Origin of the sequence: Vibrio splendidus, assembly GCF_003345295.1 — a bacterium.
Lineage (GTDB): Bacteria > Pseudomonadota > Gammaproteobacteria > Enterobacterales > Vibrionaceae > Vibrio > Vibrio splendidus_K.
Map to the genome: position 1 here is coordinate 2,429,908 of NZ_CP031055.1, position 22,267 is coordinate 2,452,174.

The window sequence follows — 22,267 nt, forward strand, 5'->3', positions numbered from 1 at the left end:
TATTAACAAATTGGAGAATTTCCTTGAAGCTAATTTACTGTAGCTTACTGTGCAGTGGACTTTTATTACCACTACCGTCTTGGGCACAGTCTTTAGAGCAAGCGGTATCACAAACCTTTGCCACAAATCCAGAAATTAAAAGTGCGTTTAATGAATATATAAGCAAACGCTATTTAATCGATGCATCTACAGGAGCCTATAAACCGAGTTTGGATTTAGATGCAGGAATAGGATATGAAGCAATTAATCCGGCTTCTGAAATCGTTCGCGGATCAACTGAAATGACACGTAGAGAAGCATCACTTACGCTAAATCAGTTGATATGGGATGGTTCAAAAACTCTGAATGATATTGATCGCGTCTCTGCAGATGCTGAGTCAGTTCGACTACAGCTATTATCGAATGCACAAAATACAGCACTCGACGTAGTCAGAGTTTATATTGAGACTATTGAAGGCTTTGAGATTCTCGCTCTATCAGAAAGTAATCTCGCAACACACGAAAAAATATACGTGGACATAAAAAAGCGCACTGACTCGGGTATCAGTTCAACTGCAGATCTCACGCAAATTGAAGCACGCCTAGCAAAAGCACACAGTAATTTAATCGCAGCTGAAAACAACTTGATCGACTCACAGACCACTTTCATTCGCCTTGTTGGAGAAGCCCCTCAGTCCCTTGTTTTTCCTCGAGCCGATAAAAACTTTATCCCATTAACGTTAGAGCTAGCTCAAGAGCAAGCTTATGAAGCTCATCCTGTTATTAAAATATCACAAGTGGATGTTGAGTCTGCAAAATTCCAATATAAACAAAGCCAATCGAACTACTTCCCAACACTTTCATTCGAAGCTAAGCAGAGCTGGAAAGAGGATGCTGGAGGAATAAAAGGTAGTAGCGATGAAACAACAGCGATGATACGACTTAATTATAATCTTTATAATGGAGGTCGAGATTCAGCAAAGAGCTCAGAAATGGCTTACCAATTAAACAAAGCCAAAGATTTACGAGAGAGAGCATATCGCTCAGTTAAAGAAGAGCTACAACTTTCTTGGAGCGCTTTAGAAATGACATCTCAACAAAAAGTGTTCCTTGCAGATCATGTGGACTCGGCTTCTGAAACAGTCATTGCTTACGAAAAACAATACTTAATAGGCAAACGTACTTTGCTCGATCTTTTGAATACTGAAAATGAACTTTTCGAGTCACGAAAAGGTTACGTTGAAGCAAAATACTCCGAGCAATACGCTAAATATAGAGTCCTTACTTCCACAGGCAACCTATTGAATGCACTGAGAGTTAACTTACCAAAAGAGTGGACAGATAAGGTGGATTACTAATGTACAAACAAACCATTTTTTGGTCTTTTCTATTTTTCACTTTCAACATTCAAGCAAGTGATGAAATTAGTTACATCCCAACCCCGACTATAAGTCAAGTTGCAGACCAATTTGACCAAGATAGTGATGGGGTCATCAATGAAAGAGACCTTTGCCCAGACACCCCTCAATTTGCCGAGATAGACAATGATGGATGTGGAAGCCTTGTTGATACAGAGGATTCATATGTTATTCGAATCTTATTCAATAATGACTCCGATACAATAAATTCTATTTATGATCAGCAAATCAAAGGTATGGTTAACTTCTTAAAGCAGTATTCGAATACCGCAATTGAAATTCAAGGTTACGCCAGTAACGTCGGAAATCACCAATACAACATGACTCTTTCGACACGTAGAGCTAAACAAGTTCGTAACAAAATAATAAATTTGGGTATAACAGAAAGTCGAATAAGGATTGTAGGCTTTGGTGATACTCAACTGAGTTCAATAGGTATTGATGAAATAAGCCATGCTCTAAATCGAAAGGTTACAGCTACGGTCGTAGGACATAAAGGTGAAGTAAAAGAAGAGTGGAATATATTTACAACTCTTCCAAAAGCACATTAACACGATAAGATGGGATGCAGTGCATCCCATCTTTGTCTCAATATTGAGACTTTATAATAACAACCAAAAAACAACCACCCATTATTTATAAATAGTTATATTATTATCCCGAAAATAAAAAGGAAATAAATGGTGTGTTAAAATTAACAATCATTAGCAATCACTTCACGCCAATATAATACTAATAAAGTTTCATACATTACCAGAATCATCAAATAATGCTTATAACAACATCGTTAATAGCGTATGTACACCATATTCCCAACTCTATATTTAGATTAGCTCAACTATATCCACAGAACTCGATTTACTTAAAAGCCCAAACACATTATATAGCGATAGAAATATGACTGAAACATGCCTTCGCAGGCTAAACCAATTGTTGGGCCACTACGATCATTCAGTCCTTTATGAGGTTAACTTAGATGAACTGGAGAACGTGTTTGCCACCTCCCGACGTAACACATCTAACATTCTAAAAATTTTAGGGGATTACAATTGGATTTTCTGGCAACCAGGAATAGGGAGAGGAAAAAGTAGCACCATCCAAATAACAGTCTCAATGTATCAAGCAATCTATCAGACCCTTAGCAGTGAAATCGAATCAAGTAACTTTGACGTTATTGCGAAGATTCTACATACCTATCAAGAGGTTGCGGCCAACGCTTTAAATCAAGCAATGCTTGAATCCAATAGGAATAAAGAAGAATCAAATTCTCTAGTGATCACTCAATATCCCTGGGTTAATGAACTAAATCCAACTTTGACTTACCGGTTTTCAGAGCTACAAATAGCTCGAAGTCTTTATGACACCTTACTGATAGTTAATGTACACGGGAAATTGGAGACTCAACTAGCCTATGATTACAGGGTAGATGGCAAACGTATCTACCTCTGGATCAGACCAGAAGTAATTTGCCATGATGGATTGCCTTTGACTATAGATGATGTGGTTTTTAGCCTTAGAGAACTAAAAAATACACAAGGTCCAGTTAGTCTATTATTCAAGCAAGTTGAAGATATCTATTTTTCAGAGTCTGAAAGAGCCGTTTGCATTCAACTAGAAAGTGAAAATCCACTTTTCCTATATTGTCTTGCTACAGCGAATGCTTCAGTTTTTACTAGTCGCAACCTTTCCTTCTCTAAGAAGAGAAATATACCCATCGGTACCGGTCCATTCTCACTATCTTGTTGGGATAAAGATAAGGTCGTACTAAGAAAGAACCCACATTATTTTGCTAAAAACGCATTGCTTCAAGAAATAACGCTTTCACACCAAGGCAGCCAACTTGAGCACTTTGTAAGTTTCAATCATCCAGCCCTCGAAACAGAAAAGCATCTAATCCAAGCCTTTTCATACTTAGCTTATAATATGCGTGAAAGTAGTGATATTTCACCCCACACGATCGATAACCTTTTTAAGTACCTAAAATCAATTCGAAACCAATTTAGCGCCAGTGAAAACTTACACCCGATGACACTAAATGAGTCTTCTTCATGCTCTATAAACCCGATTTCGACACCGATATTAAGTGGAAAGTTGGTCTTAACGCACCCGAAATGGACAATTAAGTATCTTGAGCACCTTTCTAACTGGTTAATTAAAAAAATTTCCGAGACAGGTATAATCGTGGATGTCGTTATCTTACCCAATGCGAGCACACCAGAAATGCTTAGAGATCAAGCCGATCTCTTATTTGTAGAAGAGGTTATAGAACAACCCTTAGAGTTCGGTCTTTATGAATGGCTGTTAGCCAGCACTGCCATTCGATTTATTTACCCTTATAAACAACTTTTAGAACACACATCTGACCTTCATAAGCGATTAGCAAATGAAGACCAACTACCGCAATTAGTCACGCGGTTTAATCAACTATGTTCTGAAAGCTCTTTACTCCCACTTTTTTGGGGACAAGAAGAAGTAGTTCAAGCGAAACAAGTTAATGGGCTTTACATAAACAAGTCGGGATACAGTGATTTTTATAAGCTTTGGATCAATAACTAACCAATAGTGTAAATATCATCGTCAACCTAGGCTTAGGTTGACGTTCCTAGTCTTTTGGTATCATCGAAAGTCTTCATTAGAAGAGCTCACTTTATACCGCTGGTTGTAGCTTTTCTAAAAATTCTGCCAATGTCTCGGCTAGTACATCACGATTTTTGGTGCCTAAGCGCTCTAGGATCACGTTACCCGTCAGATTACAGATAGAGATAACATCAAGCTCTGCATCGGTCGCGGCAATGAAAACCGTTGGTTTTAGCTTTAAACGACGCTGAGTGACTAAGTGACCTAAAATGTTTTCTTGCAGACATTCGAAGTCTTCATCACTCCAAATCTGTAACAGAGTCAACTCGTTACCATCGAAGGTCGCGTTCATATCTGCGCTGAATTGTGCACCGTAGAAAGTCTTAATGTCTTCATGTAGAGTCAACTCAATACCGGTTTCAACGTTGGTGAAATCCGCAAATTGCTCACGTGGATAGTGCTTCCACAACACAGCGTCGCCACTCTTTTCTTCTACGCATGGCGATACGATGTCCACCAACTCCTCATTACGAGGTAAGCTTTGGTGTTGCTGCTGCCACGCGTCAACGTATCGCTGACTAAAAGAAAGTAGTGCGTCTTGAGCACGTTGAGTCATGAAAATCTCCTAAACACAAAATAATAAATAGAATCCGAGCCCTTTCAGCACCGATTAAGCGATGACTTAATGACAGGGTAATGGGGATTCAGTAAAATCGACCCCATTCTAATCGAATTTGAAACGAAAGTATGAGCAAATATTCTGACGCAAAAGAGCTAGCGGGTTTAACCCTTGGCCAAAAAACTGAGTACTCTAACCAATACGATGCAAGTTTATTGCAGCCAGTACCTCGTAGCCTTAATCGCGATGATCTTGCGCTAAACGGCGAGCTGCCTTTTGTTGGTCATGATATTTGGACGATGTACGAGCTTTCGTGGCTAAACACCAACGGCCTACCACAAGTAGCGGTGGGCGAAGTTTTCATCCCAGCCACCAGCCAAAATTTAATTGAATCAAAATCTTTCAAGCTGTACCTAAACAGCTATAACCAGACTCAATTTGAAAACTGGGCTCAAGTCACTGAGCGCCTGACCCAAGATTTGTCTGCATGTGCAGGCGAACCTGTGATTGTGAATATAAACTCAGTAACCGACTACACTAACCAACCAATCGTGACGATGGAAGGTGACTGTATCGACAATCAAGACATCCAAATCACCAGCTACGATTTTGAAGCGTCACTGCTTGAAGGTGCTGCTGGCGAGCAAGAAGTAGAAGAAACTCTGCATAGCCACCTGTTGAAGTCGAACTGCTTGATCACCAACCAACCGGATTGGGGCAGCGTTGAGATCGCATATTCTGGTAAGCAAATTGACCGTGAAGCTCTGCTACGCTATTTAGTTTCTTTCCGTGAGCACAATGAATTCCACGAACAATGTGTTGAGCGTATCTTCACTGACATCATGAAATACTGTGCGCCATCGAAGCTAACCGTGTTTGCACGTTACACGCGTCGTGGTGGTCTGGATATCAATCCATACCGTTCAACAGAGCAAGATAGACCAAGCCACAATAAGCGTATGGCTCGCCAATAATCAGGCGTGAACCCACCCACACTTATTTGAACCTACCAAATCTTTAAAGGGACATTGAAATGCGTTGGTTATACGTTGTTAGTCTATTTATTTTAAGCTTAAGCACATCGGTCAATGCGTCGGTTTATTCGTCGGCGTTACTCAACGAGGCTAACAACCTTGTAGAGATTGAGCCGAGCCAAGCAAAACAAATGGCCAACAGTTACCTAACGCTGCGTGTCCTTTCTGATCAACGCGAGAAAAGCCCATCGGCGATTTCTCGCGAAGAGACGGACTCTTCTATTCGAACCCCAAACAGCAGCATCGATGCCTACAAAATCTTAGCGAAGGCGGAATACAACCTAGACAACATTCGTATTGCGATTAAAAACATCGACAAAGCCTCTGAGCTCGCAAAAACCTATAAGCTTAATTACTTAAAACTGGACCTTCAGATCCTAAAAGTTCGCTTACTTTGGCTGAGTGACAGAAAGTCAGCCACAGCAACAGCAGAGCTGACAAGTATTGAAGCAAACCTAGAATCGGTGAATAAAACCTTACGTTTAACAGAAGGTATTACCTATCGTTTGATCATGCTGAAAGCTGATATCGCCTCTTATGACAATAAGGTCGACGAAGCCGAGAAGTTCTACCAAGAAGCGAAAACCTACCTCGATCAGCGTTACTCAGAAAAAGTTACCATCGACTACCACATCACGGTCGGTGAATTTTATCTGACTCACAAAGAGTACAATCACGCGTTATCTGAGTTACTGTATGGCTATTGGAAATCAGTAGAAGGCAATCTGAGTTCACGCTTGGCTAAGGTAAACCGCCTACTTGCGCAACTTTTCTTTGAGCGCCAGGTGTTAGATAAAGCATTAGAGCACCTCTCTCAAGCCGCTGATTTTTATGATAATTTCGAAAACTCCCCCATATTAGCTCAAGTACTTAAAAAGATGGGTGATGTGTACTTCTATCAAGGAAAATATAACCTTGCCCTAGTGCACTTTTTCAACGTTCTTGATCACGAAAGTACCGACAGGGATATACACCAAGTCATCGATATTCGTCTAAGTCTATCGGCAACTTACTTACGCCTCTATAATTACCCTCTAGCTGAGCAGTACTTAACCCGGGCCCTTGAACTACTAGAGTACACCGACATTCCAAAACTGGAAGGTCGTGCCGCGCTATTATCAGCAGGATTGGCTTACCACCTGCAAGAGAGCGAAGATGTGATCAAGCATGCAACACGTGCACTTGAGATATCGCGTCAAGTAGAAAATATGCGCCTGTCGCAACGCTCATACTATTTACTTTCTTTGGGTTATGAACAGGCAGGTCGTCCACAGCAAGCATTGGCAAATCTCAAGCAATACAACAGCCTTGTCTCTTTAGAGCAGCAAAAACTCAACCGTGTTGGGGAAGACGCATTCCGCCAACAAAAAGAGTTTGCCGAACAAACCCTGCACTATGCAGGCCAAGAACAAGAGCTAGAGAAATACAAACTAGAACATCGTAAGTTCCAAAAGATTTCGTTTGCCCTATTCTTGTTCAGCATTGTCTTATTCTTCTTTGTGCTGCGCCGAGGCTACCTCATTCAAACCTTAGCCAAAGAGGTCGATTCACTGCGTACCGACCTCTTTACGCATTCGCGTTCTAAGCTTCCTAATCTAAGAATGCTGAATGCGAAACTCTCAAATTCATTGGAACAAACCAGCCAAACCTTTGAGCAGTGGCAGCTTGGTGAACTGATTCATGAACCGCTCAACGACCGTTTACGCTTCGTGATGATTGACTTACCTTTCCTACGTAATATGTACACACAGAACGGTTACAAAGCGGGCCTAGAACTCGAAGATGCTTTTGGCGAATTCCTCAAATCTAAGCTTGAAGGTCCAGCTCGTGTTTACCATTTCTCGGACGCGAACCTGCTTTATATCGAGCCCAACGCTGACCGTGATTTATCACCTGAGGCCCTGTTCAGAAAGATTCAATCTTGGGTTAATAACTTCGAACCCGAGCGAAACATCAACCGAACAGTCCGTATGGGCATCGCTGACTACCCGTTCCTGCCGCGTGCTTACACTGCAATTAACGACCAAGAACTGCTCGATGTGTTATTGATGTCGACCAATCTAGCGCGTGAAATCAGTCTCAAAGAGCGCAGCAGTCAATGGGTATACTTAAAAGCTATCGATAATGCGCCCGCAGCGAGCCTTGCAACTGGTAACATAAGAGAAGCGTGTAAACATGCGATTAATCAAGGGTTAATAAAGATACAATCGTCATACCAGAATGAGGACAACATCAAAAAAATGCTAAAAGATGACTGATTTGCGAGCGGTTAAGAGCGGCAAGCCGTGACCTTATTTTTAGTTTTGTTATTATCGATGTAACGGAATTTCATCAAAATGATCGAGCTCGGTCTACGCGGCGCTAATTAATACATCTATGGGCATTCTTGAAAAAGACATTCAGGCGCAACTCCACCAGCTGAAACTTCAGTTGGAGCAGGTCCGTTTGACGCAAAGAGACACCTCGTTCAAATTTATTAGAGAACAAAAAGTTCTAAAGCGTATTGTCACATCTTTAAGTGACGCATGTGTTGGCAGTAACAGCCATTTAGATGAAAACCTCATTGCCCTTCGGGAAGAGCTAGAAAAGCAAAAAGACATTAGCTCGATGATCCCAAAGCTGGCAGTATTAGAAAGGATGCTTAAGCAGAAAACGTTGGCTATGGATAAACAGAACGGATATCTGGACGATAGCATTAAGCACAGTGGGGAAACGCTGCAACGCATAACAGGCCTTCCAGCGCAGCTTAAACGCGACCTACGAAACTTACTTAGCTTCTCCGAATGCAATGGCAGTCAGAAAGTCGACCATGCCATGAAACTTCTCGGTATTTATGAGCGTGCCATTAAGATTATGGCGAATAACTCACGCACTCATTTTGCCGACGTTACGCATTCTCCGGAACAAGAACTCCTTTCCGACCTATCAAACGAATTACAACATCTGATCACTGAACTCGATTTCGAGGGGGAGTCGGGTGATTTGCTTACCGATATTCGAGCGAAACTGTTACTGGGTGTTTCCACACAAAATCTGCTTGAGCTGACACTTCAGATCCTCAAACTGGTAATTGAAGGCACCAACCTAGAGCGTAAGAAGTCTGAACAATTTATCGATCAGCTAAACTCCTCGCTGGCCTCCAGTATCAAAACGGCAGACCAAAATGCCGATCAGAGCCAAAGTTACTTTGAGCACCGCCAAGGCCTTAACTCTGAGTTAAGTGAACTTGTCATTAAGAGCCAGAACTCTGTAGAGAAAGCGAAAGAAATTGATAGTTTAAAGCGAACGATTAATCCGCTACTCACTGAAATCGCCTCTCTTTCAGAAAGACTGAATCACGCAGAACAGAAAGAACAAGCTCTAATAGAGAGAATGAGTTATGGAAAGACTCAGTTAGATTCACTCTATGAAGTCACCCAAGATTACCGCAAGCGCTTAGAAGATCAGGCTCAGCGTATGCTACTTGATCCGCTCACTAAAGTTTACAATCGCACCGCCTTTACTGATCGCTTAGAGCTTGAGTATCGCCGTTGGATTCGTGCACAACACTCACTGCGCGTAGTGCTGCTCGACATCGACAACTTCAAAGCCATCAACGACAGCTTTGGTTATACCGCGGGTGATAAGGCACTTAAAATCATCGCGAGAACTATTACTAAAGAAGCAGGCACAACCGATACCGTGGCTCGCTTTTCTGGTGAAGAGTTTGTCTTGCTGTTGCCAGAACAAACCGATGAATATTGCCACCAGGTGATTCAAAACATCCAAGCTCAAGTAAGCCGCCTACCCTTTAAGTTCCGTGACCAACAAATCACGATTACCTTGTGTGCGGCAAGTACTCAGTTTAAAGAGTCTGATACGCCTGAAGAAGTATTAGAGAGACTTAATAAGACGCTAAACAAAGCAAAGCAACGCGGTACCAACCAACTTGTTTGGAACTAAGTCAGCCTTAGATTTAATTTATTTCATTTTTTCAAATACTTATCACATACCATTTCCCTCAATGTTTGCTAAGCTAATGATTAACATTCGCTTAACAAGCATTCTTGGCAAGCAATGCTGTATATACGCTCTTAATTTATTTTATATTAGCTCTTAAGCATCTATACATCTGCTATTAAGCACCCATGTATATACTGTTAAGCACCTGCATATAGACTGTTAAGCAAGATTATATAATCCATTAAGCAACGCTGTCGTAACCGTTTCGTCTGGTTAACTCTCTCCCCTTTAACCAAACACTTTCAACGTTTGCTTCTCACTCTCGAGTCAGAGGGTCACTTCAACGTCCCCCTGCTCTTTTCAACAAGGAGGCACTATGATCACTCATATCAGCCCTGCCGGTAGCATGGATTTACTCTCTCAACTTGAAGTTGAGCGTCTTAAGAAAACCGCATCTAGTGATCTGTACCAACTGTATCGTAACTGTACGTTAGCGGTACTTAACTCGGGAAGCCACACCGACAATTCCAAAGAGTTGCTCGACAAGTATCAATCGTTTGATGTTGAAGTCGTGCGACGTGAGCGTGGTATCAAGCTCGAACTAAGCAACCCACCAGAGCATGCCTTTGTCGATGGTGAAATCATCAAGGGTATCCAAGAGCACCTATTCTCAGTGCTGCGTGACATTGTCTACGTCAACATGCATCTTGCAGACAACCAAAGACTCAACCTGACTAATGCCACTCATATTACCAACCTCGTATTTGGTATTTTGAGAAATGCAGGTGCACTTACGCCGGGCATCGAACCTAACCTGATCGTGTGTTGGGGTGGCCACTCAATTAATGCCACTGAATACCAATATACTCGTGAAGTAGGTAATGAACTTGGCCTACGTGAACTCAACATCTGTACGGGTTGTGGACCAGGTGCAATGGAAGGACCAATGAAAGGCGCGGCTATTGGTCACGCTAAGCAGCGCTATACTGATCATCGTTACTTAGGGTTGACTGAACCATCAATCATTGCAGCTGAGCCACCAAACCCGATAGTGAACGAACTGGTGATCATGCCAGATATCGAGAAGCGTCTTGAGGCATTCGTTCGTATGGCGCATGGCATCATTATTTTCCCTGGTGGCCCCGGTACGGCTGAAGAGTTGCTGTATATCTTAGGGATCATGATGCACCCAAATAACGTCGACCAACCCATGCCGATTGTATTAACGGGTTCAAAAGAGAGTGAAGCTTACTTCCGCTCTATCGATAAGTTCATCGGTGAAACCCTCGGGGAAGAGGCTCAGAAACACTACGAAATCGTGATTGATGATCCAGCACGCGCAGCGAAAATCATGAAACAAGCGATGCCAGATGTACGCTCTCACCGTAAAGAGACCGGCGATGCTTATAGCTATAACTGGTCACTGCATATTGAGCCTGAGTTCCAACTGCCCTTCGATCCGACACATGAATCTATGGCGGCACTTGATCTTCATATGGACCAGAAAACAGAAAGCCTTGCGGCTAATCTACGTAAAGCGTTTTCTGGCATTGTGGCCGGTAACGTCAAAGCCGAAGGTATTCTAGAGATAGAGAAACACGGCCCATTCCTGATTGATGGCGACAAAGAGCTGATGACCAAAATGGATCAACTGCTGAATGACTTTGTTGAACAACATCGCATGAAACTGCCGGGTGGCACTGACTATGTTCCTTGCTATAAAATTATGCCTAGCAGCGAATAACGACAAGTGACTGATAACAGGCCACAAGCATAAAGCTAAACAAGTCATGACGTTTACGTCGCCAACGTTTCAACTCACCAAGTGATACGTTACTATAAGGGGCTAGCAGCCCCTTATTTATTGCCTATTTAGTGGAAACTTATGTCTATCCATCTTGTTATTATCGATGCTTTGAATCTCATCCGACGCGTTCACTCTGTTCAGCCGGACCCAACCGATATTGCAAGAACCATCACCACTACTGCTCGTACTCTTAATCGCATCCTAAAAGAATCAAAGCCAACCCATATCATTGCGGTATTTGATCATCACCTACAAGATCGAGGCTGGCGCGCTGAAGTCCTTCCTGCCTACAAGCAAAACCGCAAGCCGATGCCTGAACCATTAATGAAAGGCCTTGATGCTATCCAACAAGCTTGGTGGGAATTAGGGATTGATTCACTGCTATCTGATGGTGATGAAGCGGATGACTTAGTAGCAACACTCGCTAAGAAAGTGGCAGACCACGGCGAAAAGGTCACAATAATCTCTACCGATAAGGGCTATTGCCAACTGTTATCACCAACGCTACAAATCCGTGATTACTTCCAACACCGCTGGTTAGACAAGCCCTTTATTGAAGCTGAGTTCGGTGTAAAGCCGGAACAACTCGCTGACTACTGGGGATTAACTGGCGTTAGCTCAAGCCAAGTACCGGGGATTCCTGGAGTTGGACCAAAAGCTGCCAAAGAGATATTAACAACGTATCCAGATATAGAAACGGCATTCCTAGCTGAAGATTTACCGAAAAAGTATCGTAAGAAATTCGATGAGCATATTGAATCGGCTCGTGTATGTAAGCTCGTTTCAGCACTCAAAACCGACATCGATTTGGGCTTCAATCTGCAAGATATTCGCTACGAAGCGGTGTCTTAATTCGACGTTACAAGCTCAATCACTAAAAAGCTAACCGATAAAATATATTAATTATAAATCAATAACTTAGAAACACAGTCATTAGAAAGTAGAAAAGCCTTAGTCTGAACTAAGGCTTTTTTGGTTTCAGTTAAGGCGAAACATGCCGCTTATACTGGTTAACTTCTATTTCTAGAATGACTTGCAGTAAAGAGTGGATTAGAAGCTATAAGCGATTGAGGCTTTGAAGTTACGGCCTGCTTCGTAGCTGGTGTACTTATCTGAACCCCAAGAGATACCAAAGCCAGTATGCTCTGCGTACTTCTTATCAAGTAGATTATCGACACCAAGATTCACTTCTAGATCTTTAGCAAACGTAGGTGTGTAAGCCGCCCAGATGTTATGCGTTGCGAAACCTGCGCGTTTAATTTCATCACCATCTTCATCCGTGTAATCATTACCCGGTACAAAACGTGAATCCCAACCAAACACAAACTCACTGTTTATGCTGTAGTTAAAACCAGCCTTAAAGTTATGAATACCGGTTTTATTCATGTGGCTTGTCTTGCCATTTTTCAGGCTCTTTTGCTCGCCATCTGAGTACGAATGGTTAGCGTAAACACTTAACGCATCTAACTCATAGCTTAATACCGTTTCAACACCCCACACTTCAACATCATACTGGTTAGCTAATGTTGAGTTGTTCTTGGTTGGGTGCATTTGATTATCAAGGTTGTAGGTGTAAGCCGTAAAACCTAAGATAGCGTAATCAGCCGCAAGCAAACGTGTTAGCTCGTAATCAAAGCCAGCTTCATAGTTGTTACCCGTCATCGCCTTAGTATCAGACTGGTCAACATCAGGTGCTGCTTTCATCGTTAGCGTTTCTGGTAGTGATGCACCTTTAAACAGACGACCGTAACCAACACGAAGCTTTAGGTTATCCGTAGTTTGGTATTCACCCTTGAACTTTGGAGACAGCTGATCAAAATCACCCGTGTAAACACCGCCCAACTTGTGAACGTCATAACGCAGACCCGTGGTTAAACGGAAATCGCTGAACTCATACATATCTTGCACATAAAGGCCGTAAGCGGTAACCGTGCCGCCATCCATGCCGTACTTCTTAGTTTCGCCTTGCTTTGAACCGCTTTGGTAAACTCCATCGCCAGCATCAATCCATTGTTCAGCTTTGTAACCATCAAGACCGTAAGTAAGCTCATGCTCACCAACCCAAGCAATGTTACGAATGTCACCACCGATGGTTGTCACGTTGTATTCACGATCTGGAATAGCAATTTTACCATCTTTAATCCAGTCGCCGTTCGCGTCTTTGTCCCAAGCAGTATCAACAAGCGCATCACGCTCCATGTACTGACGATTGTAGTAAACATTGGTTTTCAGATGCACCAGATCACTACCCGCATCGTATTCATGTTGCAGAGTCACTGTATCGCGATTTAGTGAGTGGTAGTTGTGTTCATCATCAGCATACAGTGCACCTGCCTTCTCACCAGAAAGTTGACGCTTACCGCCATCGTTGTAGCGGTTGAAGGTCAGTTTAAATTCGTTGGCATCGTTCGGGATGAAAACAACCTTAGCCATACCAGATTTAAGCTCGCCCTGCTTGGACGTTACAGCTTCCTGATCAGGAATGTGCAGATCACCATCTTCTGAGTAGTTTGCAATACCCATGAACTGTAGCTTGTCGTTCACTTTTGCATACACAGCGACATTGGTTGCGAAACGCTCATAAGCCGTTTGATAGCTCGTTTTTATTCGTGCACCGACACTTTCGCCCGGCTTAAGAAGATCGCTAGGATCTTTGGTTTCGTAGCTAAATGAACCGTTAATCGCACCAGAACCCGAAAGTGCTGAGTTACCACCAAGTTCAATTTCAGCACGCTTGAGCATCGCAGGGTCAATCGCCTGATCGCCCGAGTGGTGAAATAGCTGACCTTCTTGACGAGCACCATCAATGGTCACAACAGCAAATTTGTCTTCCATACCACGTACATAAACTTTACGTGAGTAGCGAGCGTTTCCGTCTACCGTTACGCTAGGCATGGTGTTGAGAACATCTTTGATGTCCGCTGCTTGTTTCTTTTCAAGGATATCTGAATTTATTTCTGTCTGAACAAGTTGATCAAGAGCGGAACCGATAACGACAACGGTTTCTGTTTCGTTTGCAGCAAGGGCAGTAAATGAAGTCAAGGCAACCGTAACGGCTACTGATAATGCTTTAAGTTTCATATTGTTTTTTATAGTTTATAGAATCAAGTAAGGAGACGTGAATATTACACACTTTGAATGATAATTCTTATCATTTACATTCTTTACTTACATTCACTTACTTTTAATAAAATCACTTTTAGCTAAGATGTTCTTGTTGTAAAACTGACTAGTTTTGCCGCTGAATTATTAAATAAACCCTTCTTCGTATCATCCCTGAATTAGGTAGCCGTAAGTCTCGATCTCTTACGGCTTTTTTAGGCTTCAATCGCAGAAGTTAATTACAAATCGGCGACGATAACCAAACCGTTCACATAACCAAACTGCAGATACAAAAAATGCCCCTTAAAGGAGCATTTTATTGGTCACTGACAGTACTAAATTTTCACTTAAGTGAATAATTAGTACGGTGAGATATTCGAAAGCGACTGAATATGAACCGTGATCTCTTCGCGATCGTGGTAAAGGTGCTTCGCCTGCATCTTGAATTTAACTTTGTTATCAATCAGGAACTGTTTCAGGTTCTCGATATCCTGCAGTACTTCATCGTAACGGCCTTTCATTGGCAGTTTAAGGTTGAACAATGCTTCTTTCGCCCAGCCTTTGATGATCCACTCACCCATTAAGTGAGCAACACGAGCTGGCTTCTCAACCATGTCACAAATAATCCAAGTCACGTTCTTACGATCAGGTTCAAATTTAAAGCCATCTACCATATGGTGTTTGATTTGACCCGTTTCCATTAGGCTGTCCGCCATCATACCGTTGTCAACACAGTGAACGAACATAGAACGCTTAACCAGTTGGTAAGTCCAACCACCAGGACACGCGCCTAAATCTACGCCCCACATACCTGGAGCAAGACGCTCATCCCACTCATCACGAGGGATGAATACGTGGAACGCTTCTTCTAGCTTCAATGTAGAGCGGCTTGGCGCATCTGATGGGAACTTCAAACGAGGAATGCCCATAAAGAACTGTGAGTTGTTGGTTGGGTAAGAGTAACCCACCAAGCAATGACCCGGAGCGATAAAACATAAGTGAAGCACAGGCTTCTTAACATTGTCTTTCGCAGTCATCAGGCCTTTACCACGCATAGCTTGACGCATTGGCACGGTAAACTTACGGCAGAACTTCAAAAGCTCTTTCGCTTCATTGGTGTCTGGCGTTTCAATACGGATATCGCCACAACGTGGGAAACCTTCTTTCTCAGAAAGCGCCTCAAGAATTGGAGAAATACGATCATCAGTCGGCAGATCTTTGATTTCAGCTGCTACCGCGATCATTTGACGAGCAAAGATCAGCGATTGGAAGTCGATCTCTTTAACCAATTTATCAGCTTCGCCTGCTTGATAACATTCAAACAATACAAAGCCTGTATTGTTCTTTAAGCGAGGAAAACCAAACACTTCCAGTTGTGTTGCCTTGTCTTGAATTTCGCCAGCACATTCTTTTTCAAAACCAGAGCGACAATAAAGTAGTACGTGTTTCACTGAGTTACCTCTTTTATATTCAAAGCAGCGAAGGAGAAGACTCCCCAACCAATGATAAATAGTAGACCACCAAACGGAGTGATAGGGCCAAACCATTTTATTCCTGTCAGTGCCAAGCCATAAAGGCTGCCACTAAAACAAAGGATGCCGATGATAAAGCAAATTGCCGCAATGAAAAAATATTTTTGTGATTTAGCGCCAAGTTTCATCTGCAGCAGAGCGCCACACGCCAATATCGCCAAAGTATGGATAAACTGATACTGAACACCCGTCTCAAACACGCCTAGCAGATATTCAGGTAAAATAGCTTTCAACCCATGAGCCGCGAAGGCACCAAGCATCACAGCAATCGCACCAGAGATACCTGCAAACGTGAGTAAATACTTACTTCTCATTGAGTACCTCTTTGATAAACGCTGACAGCTTCTCAACGGTTAAGGCAATATTCTGCTGCTCTGTGTAACCAGAGCTCTTACGAGGCTTAAAGCTGTGATCACCGTCTGGGATAAATTCAACACGAATAGAATCCGACAGGTCGAAATCAGTAAACTCTTCACGCTTACCAAAGGTATCGCGTTCACCCTGCAGAATAAGACATGGCTTTTGTAACTCAGCTAAGTGCTCACCTTTGTACTTCTCTGGCTTACCAGGAGGGTGGAAAGGAAAGCCTAAACACGCCATCGCTGCCACCTTATCAACTTCAGACAAATGGCTCGCCATACGCCCTCCCATCGATTTACCGCCAATCACAAGCTTATCGGCATCGCACTGCTCAATGATGTCTTGGTAAGCTTCAAGCAGCTTAGGGGCTCTGTCAGGTGGACGACGCTTGCCATCTTCAGCACGTTTAATCATGTAAGGGAAATTAAAACGAATCACTCGTATCCCTTTAAAGGCTAACCCTTTTGCCACCGACTGCATGAATTCATGATCCATACCTGCGCCAGCACCATGTGCAAAGATAAAGGTGATTGGATTGTCTTCACCGTCAATGATGACGTTATTCATCGAGTAAATCCTCTTGTTCACTTTGCGCTTTCGCCAGCATCCAATCGCGGAAGGTGGCGATACGGCCCATATCGGCTTGTTTCTCATGACAAACCACATAGAAGGCATTCTTGCTCACCAACACTTCGTCAAAAGGCGCAATCAAACGACCCGCTTCGATTTCAGGTTGCGCCAACACGTTGTTACCCAGTGCAATACCTTGGCCGTGAGCTGCTGCCTGCAACACCATGGTTGAGTGACTAAAGATAGGACCGTGATTGACGTTTACCCCATCGATGCCATTTTGCTTAGCGAACTGCTTCCAATCCTTTCGAGAAGTATCATGTAATAGCGTATGACATGCTAAATCGCTTAGAGATTCTAATGGTTTGGTACCAAGCAACACTGAAGGTGAGCAAAGAGGGATCAAGTATTCTTGATAAAGCTTATCGGCTCTAAGCCCCGACCAATTGCCTCGACCATAATAAATAGCTACGTCTACGTCATCGGTCAGCGAGCCTTCATCCATATCAACGGCTTTAATTCGTACGTCGATATCAGGTTCTTGCTGATTAAAGTCTGCAAGCCTTGGCACTAACCATTGAATGGCAAAGCTTGGCGGTAAGCTGATGGTCAATGCGCCCTTCTCACTTCGCTCAAGCACTTTATCCGTCGCTTCTGCCAGTGAGGTAAAAATATCTTTGATGTCTAAGAAGTAGCTCTGACCTTCTTCAGTCAGCAGCAAAGAGCGATTTCTTCGACGAAATAACTTCAAAGACAAGAATTCTTCAAGCGCTTTAATCTGATGACTGACTGCAGCTTGAGTAACAAACAACTCTTCTGCAGCGCGCGTAAAACTCAAGTGTCGAGCAGCGGCTTCAAACACTCTTAGCGAGTTTAATGGGGGTAATCGACGAGACATAGGTACTCTCTAAATAAGCATTAGTTTTTTTTATCTGAAACATTATAATTTGTCCATTGCCTAGCGGCCAGAGAAATTCTATATTTCATCCCGCAGCAGCTAGCCTGAACGGCTTGATTCTCTCTAGAATCAATTGGTTTAGCTCCTGCGATGTTGTGTTTGCAAACTCGTTCTTTTCGAGTTGGGTAGAGTTCTACCAAATGTTTTGTTGCAGTTCTATACTGAAACGAGACATGTACTTCCTGTATTTATTTTGACCTGTCTGTCAAATTTGTTTACACCGCCTTATGGGCGGTGTTTTTTTATGTGCAAAGAAAAATAACAATAAGTTTATCAATAGCTGTACTAATTAATCTTTGTTATTTTTCATCGTTAATCACAGAATCAGACACCCACTCAAATAATCAACTGAACACATACAAATACAACCATTGAATAGCACTAAAAAGTAACAGAGTTCCTCAGATACTCACACTTCTTCGGTCACCTACAAGCCAACTCAAACCCCCATCATTTCAATCTCAGAATCTCAAGACAGAGCATGATGATAACTCGACAAACTCGCGCCTCTTACTGCCTACTGTAAAACATTCACAATAGAAAATAAAAAAGCCGCTTACTTTTCAGTAAACGGCTTTGCAAAATATTCGGCTACTCTATACCACTATGGGCGGTAAACCTTCACGTTATGGAAGCCTTGCTCTTTTAGATAAAGTGCCTGTAGACGGCTCATTACACCACGATCACAGTACAGCAAGTACTCTTTTGCTTGGTCCAAGTCGCCAAACTGAGTCGAAAGCTTGAAGAACGGGATATGTTTAATTTCAACACCATCGATCTCTAGTGGGCTTTCGTCTTCTTCGTCTGGGCTACGGATATCAAGAACGATCGAGTGCTCAGCAACAGCTTGAACTTGTTCAACTTCAGGCGCTTGCTCTTGGCTCTCTTTCTCGATGTCACGGATATCCATAACTCGAGCGTTCTCGATCACTTGCTCTAGCACTTCGAAGTTAAACTTAGCTTCTTCTGCTTCTAATTTGCCTTTCTTCGCTTTCACTGTTGGCTTCTTAGAAATAACACCACAGTACTCAGGCATTACTTTCGCAAAGTCTTCAGTGCCAATCTTACGAGACAGGTCGATGATGTCTTCTTTGTCCCAGTTGATAAGTGGACGAAGGATCAAAGTATCGGTCACGTTGTCAATGTGGCGAAGGTTAGTTAGCGTTTGGCTAGAAACCTGACCTAATGCTTCACCGGTTACTAGGGCTTCGATACCGAAGCGTTCTGCAACCATACCACCAGCACGCATGAACATACGCTTAAGAACCACGCCCATTTGGCCATCTTCAACATTCTCAAGAATCTCTGCGACTACCGGTTCAAAATCGATAGAGATGAACTTCACCTTTGCCGATGAGCCGTATTTATCCCATAGATAGTGAGAAACTTGCTTAACACCAATCTCGTGAGCAGGGCCACCAAGATTGAAGAAGCAGTAATGCACTTTAGAACCACGTTTGATGTGTAAGTAGCTTGAAACACCAGAATCAAAGCCACCAGAGATCAAGCTAAGCAGATCTTCTTGAGTACCAAGAGGGAAACCACCTAGGCCTTTATGACGTTCAATAACTTGGTTTAGCTTCTCGTTCTCGACTTCAACTTTAACGGTAATATCTGGATTTTTCAGTTTTACTTTTGCTGATTCAACCGCTTGGTTTAAACCACCACCTACGTAGCGTTCTAGCTCAATAGATGTAAAGTCATGTTTACCACGACGCTTAGCACGTACAGAGAAAGTCTTACCTTCAATAAGAGCACCGCTTCGCTCAAGAACTTGCTCGTAAATATGATGCAGGTCTTTAAACTCTGATTGCTGAACTTCAAGGGAGTGATGAATACCCGGAGTTTGCGTCAATACTTCGAGTGTTTCTTTAAAGTATTTGTCGCTCTCAGACGTCACTTCGATGTAGTCACGACGGTTGAAGACAGCCACAGACTCAGTACGACGCTGAAGAATAGTACGAATATTACGTTCTAGAATCTTTGTGAAGCGCTTACGCACCGATTCACTTTTAATAAAAATTTCCGGATGAGGCTTAACAATAAATTTCATAGTACTTTCACGCCAATAAGGTTCACAAATTTTAGTAGGTTCATCACCACGTAAAAGGTCATTTCACATAGTTATTGAAGCAATAATAGATCAATATTAAATCTAAGGGCGCGAATTATACATGAGAAAGTGAAGCAAGGAAAAGAGTGCTTGCTTGAACCCGATAATTAAACTGCCTGTTACTAAAAGTAGCAGGTTTCAAAACGACATAAATACCGCTGAGAGCATCATTGAAGACCACAAAACAAAAAGCCCAACCTCATCATAAGGTTGGGCTTTCGATGCTATCTGCTGATTAACGTATGTATAATCTAACGTATATGTACCTGAAGACTAATCGCTGTCTCTCTGCCTACTACTGACCAATAACAGGCACTTCATCACTATAAAGCGGCTCACCCTGCATTATGCTGATTTCAACACGGCGGTTGAGGCTACGCTGCCATTCAGTATCATTGGGTTCAACAGGCTCTGTATCGGCCATACCGCGCACTCTCAAGCGTTGATGAGAGAAGCCACGTACCTTTTCCATCTCTTGAGCCACAGACACCGCACGCTGCGATGACAGGTCCCAATTAGAACGATAAAGCTCTGAATCCAGTCTCTGGTTATCGGTGTGACCAGAAATACGAACAATGCCCGGTACATCTTTTACCAATTCAGCCACCTGTCTAACCAGTGGTCGAAACTTAGGTTGTAGGAAAGCAGAACCCGATGGGAACGCGCCTTTCTCACGAATTCGAATGACGATCTGCTGGCCAAGGTTTTCAACCTCAATCGCGCCTTGGTCGATCTCTCGCTCCAACGCTTTCTTGATACTTTCCATCAAGGTTTCCATCTCTTGCGATTGAGCTTCGGCTTGCTGTTGCTGTTGGTCTGACTCAGAGTTTTGATTGTCATGAGTAGAGACCTCTGGCGACTTGCCTCCCGTCATCTTGCCTTGGTCACGCATTGTTCCGCCAGCACGCTCAGATTCACCTTCATGAAACTCAAGCGTTTGCTGCGTAATATCAATGGTCTGCTGCATGATCACATCGATAGGAGTCGGCTCTGGGCGACCAGGGCGAAACTCTTGCGCAATGATGCTAGTCCCTTTAGGAATATCTTTCACTTCCAAGCGGTTTTGTACACCAAACGCAAATTTCATCGATCCAGCGATCTGTTTGAACTTCAGTACGTCCATCTCAGAGAATGAGAGCAGCAGTACGAAGAAACACATCAGCAGTGACATCAAGTCAGCAAATGTCCCCATCCATTGAGGTAACCCCGGAGGAGGACATTTACATGGATTTTCTTCATCCATCTTCAACTCCTCTTACGCGGGTTCACCATCAATCGTGCGCTTACCTTCATTGAGGTAGCTCTTGAGGTAACCATCGATAACTCGTGGGTTCTGACCATCTTGAATCGCTAATACACCATCCATCACCAGACGACGGTTTAGTGTCTCTTGGTCACGACGCAGCGCAAGCTTGTCGGCAATTGGGAAGAACACCATGTTCGAGAGGATTGCACCGTAAAGCGTAGTCAAGAGTGCAACCGCCATCGCAGGGCCGATCGCTTTTGGGTCATCCATGTTAGAAAGCATGGCAACCAAGCCAACCAAGGTACCAATCATACCCATCGCAGGTGCAACATCACCAAATGCAGAGAACACTTTCGCGCCCTGCTCGTGACGTTCTGTTGTTAATGCGATGTCTTTTTGCAGTGCTGCACGCACTACATCACCATCATGGCCATCCACCAATAAGTCGATACCCTTTTGCATGAAACTGTTGCTGATTTCCATCTCTTCAAGTGCCAAGAAGCCACCTTTACGTGCTGCATCCGCCATCTCTACCACTTTAGCGATAAGATCTTCAGGCTCATCGGCCTTAAACATAAATGCTTTGCCAGCGATTTTGGTTGCTCCAAAGAATTGTCCCATGGTGAACTTCATTAGAACAACAAACGTTGAACCACCCACCACGATCAAAATGGATGTCGTGTCATAGAACATCCCGAGGCTTCCACCTAGGATCATTGCCATGATTACAAAGGCAAATCCACCAATCAAACCTATTAGGGTTGCTAAATCCACTGAGCACTCCTCATGCTTTTTTGTAGCTCTACGTCGACGATAATCTTTTTATCGGCCAGACTATAAGATCTTTTAGTAAATTCTTGGCCTAAATATCACACTTTTCGTTTTTGAATCACAATTATTGGCTTACTTTGCTCTTATCCTTAGCGCATAAACTCGATAAAGCTAAGGTTATTCAACCAAAGTGAGTTCAAGCCCCTTAAAAACGAACTTTCTAGCAAAATTTCTTGGTT

The 22,267-nt window shown here is 43.0% G+C and carries 17 protein-coding genes; 8 read left to right on the plus strand and 9 right to left on the minus strand.

The annotated features are described in order from the left end of the window. Nucleotides 1–23: 23 nt before the first annotated feature. From DUN60_RS10655 to DUN60_RS10665, 3 genes are all read left to right on the plus strand, one after another. Nucleotides 24–1,337: a TolC family outer membrane protein gene (locus tag DUN60_RS10655; RefSeq protein ID WP_114633920.1), complete on the plus strand. Its 1,314-nt coding sequence runs from the start codon at nt 24–26 to the stop codon at nt 1,335–1,337. Next, nucleotides 1,337–1,948: an OmpA family protein gene (locus tag DUN60_RS10660; protein ID WP_114633921.1), complete on the plus strand. Its 612-nt coding sequence runs from the start codon at nt 1,337–1,339 to the stop codon at nt 1,946–1,948. Before DUN60_RS10655 ends, DUN60_RS10660 begins: the two co-directional genes overlap by 1 nt. A gap of 346 nt (nt 1,949–2,294) precedes the next feature. Beyond that, nucleotides 2,295–3,953, plus strand: coding sequence for an ABC transporter substrate-binding protein (locus DUN60_RS10665; protein ID WP_114633922.1), 1,659 nt, complete (start codon nt 2,295–2,297; stop codon nt 3,951–3,953). 91 nt (nt 3,954–4,044) lie between these two features. Here DUN60_RS10665 and syd read toward each other — a convergent pair whose 3' ends face one another. Continuing rightward, the gene (gene syd / locus DUN60_RS10670; RefSeq protein ID WP_017089736.1) at nt 4,045–4,590 is read right to left on the minus strand and encodes a SecY-interacting protein; all 546 of its coding nucleotides are present in this window, start codon (nt 4,588–4,590) and stop codon (nt 4,045–4,047) included. A gap of 131 nt (nt 4,591–4,721) precedes the next feature. Between syd and queF the strand changes: the two genes are divergently transcribed. From queF to xni, 5 genes are all read left to right on the plus strand, one after another. Beyond that, nucleotides 4,722–5,567: an NADPH-dependent 7-cyano-7-deazaguanine reductase QueF gene (gene queF, locus DUN60_RS10675; RefSeq protein WP_114633923.1), complete on the plus strand. Its 846-nt coding sequence runs from the start codon at nt 4,722–4,724 to the stop codon at nt 5,565–5,567. Between the two features lie 59 nt (nt 5,568–5,626). Further along, on the plus strand, nt 5,627–7,885 hold the full coding sequence (locus DUN60_RS10680; RefSeq protein WP_114633924.1) for a tetratricopeptide repeat protein: 2,259 nt from the start codon (nt 5,627–5,629) through the stop codon (nt 7,883–7,885). Nucleotides 7,886–8,003: 118 nt separating this feature from the next. Next, complete coding sequence (locus DUN60_RS10685; RefSeq protein WP_004734387.1) at nt 8,004–9,569, plus strand: GGDEF domain-containing protein; 1,566 nt, start codon at nt 8,004–8,006, stop codon at nt 9,567–9,569. Between the two features lie 376 nt (nt 9,570–9,945). Beyond that, nucleotides 9,946–11,313 (plus strand): nucleotide 5'-monophosphate nucleosidase PpnN, encoded by a 1,368-nt coding sequence (gene ppnN, locus DUN60_RS10690; RefSeq protein WP_004734386.1) that lies wholly within the window; start codon nt 9,946–9,948, stop codon nt 11,311–11,313. 141 nt (nt 11,314–11,454) lie between these two features. Then, entirely contained in the window at nt 11,455–12,228 is a 774-nt protein-coding gene (xni, locus tag DUN60_RS10695) for a flap endonuclease Xni (protein WP_114633925.1), read from the plus strand. Nucleotides 12,229–12,426: 198 nt separating this feature from the next. Here the strand turns inward: xni and DUN60_RS10700 are convergent, their stop codons facing one another. The 8 genes from DUN60_RS10700 to pomA form a co-directional block, all read right to left on the minus strand. Beyond that, nucleotides 12,427–14,457 carry a TonB-dependent receptor plug domain-containing protein gene (locus DUN60_RS10700; RefSeq protein ID WP_114633926.1) on the minus strand — a complete coding sequence of 677 codons (2,031 nt, stop codon included), beginning with the start codon at nt 14,455–14,457 and terminating at the stop codon, nt 12,427–12,429. 380 nt (nt 14,458–14,837) lie between these two features. Beyond that, on the minus strand, nt 14,838–15,929 hold the full coding sequence (gene rlmM, locus DUN60_RS10705) for a 23S rRNA (cytidine(2498)-2'-O)-methyltransferase RlmM (protein WP_004734383.1): 1,092 nt from the start codon (nt 15,927–15,929) through the stop codon (nt 14,838–14,840). Then, nucleotides 15,926–16,324 carry a DUF423 domain-containing protein gene (locus tag DUN60_RS10710; RefSeq protein ID WP_004734382.1) on the minus strand — a complete coding sequence of 133 codons (399 nt, stop codon included), beginning with the start codon at nt 16,322–16,324 and terminating at the stop codon, nt 15,926–15,928. Before DUN60_RS10710 ends, rlmM begins: the two co-directional genes overlap by 4 nt. Beyond that, nucleotides 16,314–16,937: an alpha/beta fold hydrolase gene (locus tag DUN60_RS10715; protein WP_114633927.1), complete on the minus strand. Its 624-nt coding sequence runs from the start codon at nt 16,935–16,937 to the stop codon at nt 16,314–16,316. Before DUN60_RS10715 ends, DUN60_RS10710 begins: the two co-directional genes overlap by 11 nt. Further along, entirely contained in the window at nt 16,930–17,838 is a 909-nt protein-coding gene (locus tag DUN60_RS10720; protein ID WP_017080068.1) for a transcriptional regulator GcvA, read from the minus strand. Before DUN60_RS10720 ends, DUN60_RS10715 begins: the two co-directional genes overlap by 8 nt. A 664-nt stretch (nt 17,839–18,502) precedes the next feature. Continuing rightward, complete coding sequence (thiI, locus tag DUN60_RS10725; protein ID WP_065205057.1) at nt 18,503–19,951, minus strand: tRNA uracil 4-sulfurtransferase ThiI; 1,449 nt, start codon at nt 19,949–19,951, stop codon at nt 18,503–18,505. 355 nt (nt 19,952–20,306) lie between these two features. Continuing rightward, a complete protein-coding gene (locus tag DUN60_RS10730) occupies nt 20,307–21,254 on the minus strand; it encodes a flagellar motor protein MotB (RefSeq protein WP_004734407.1) in 948 nt (315 codons plus the stop codon). A gap of 12 nt (nt 21,255–21,266) precedes the next feature. Next, nucleotides 21,267–22,031: a flagellar motor protein PomA gene (gene pomA / locus DUN60_RS10735; RefSeq protein WP_004734406.1), complete on the minus strand. Its 765-nt coding sequence runs from the start codon at nt 22,029–22,031 to the stop codon at nt 21,267–21,269. Nucleotides 22,032–22,267 lie beyond the last annotated feature (236 nt).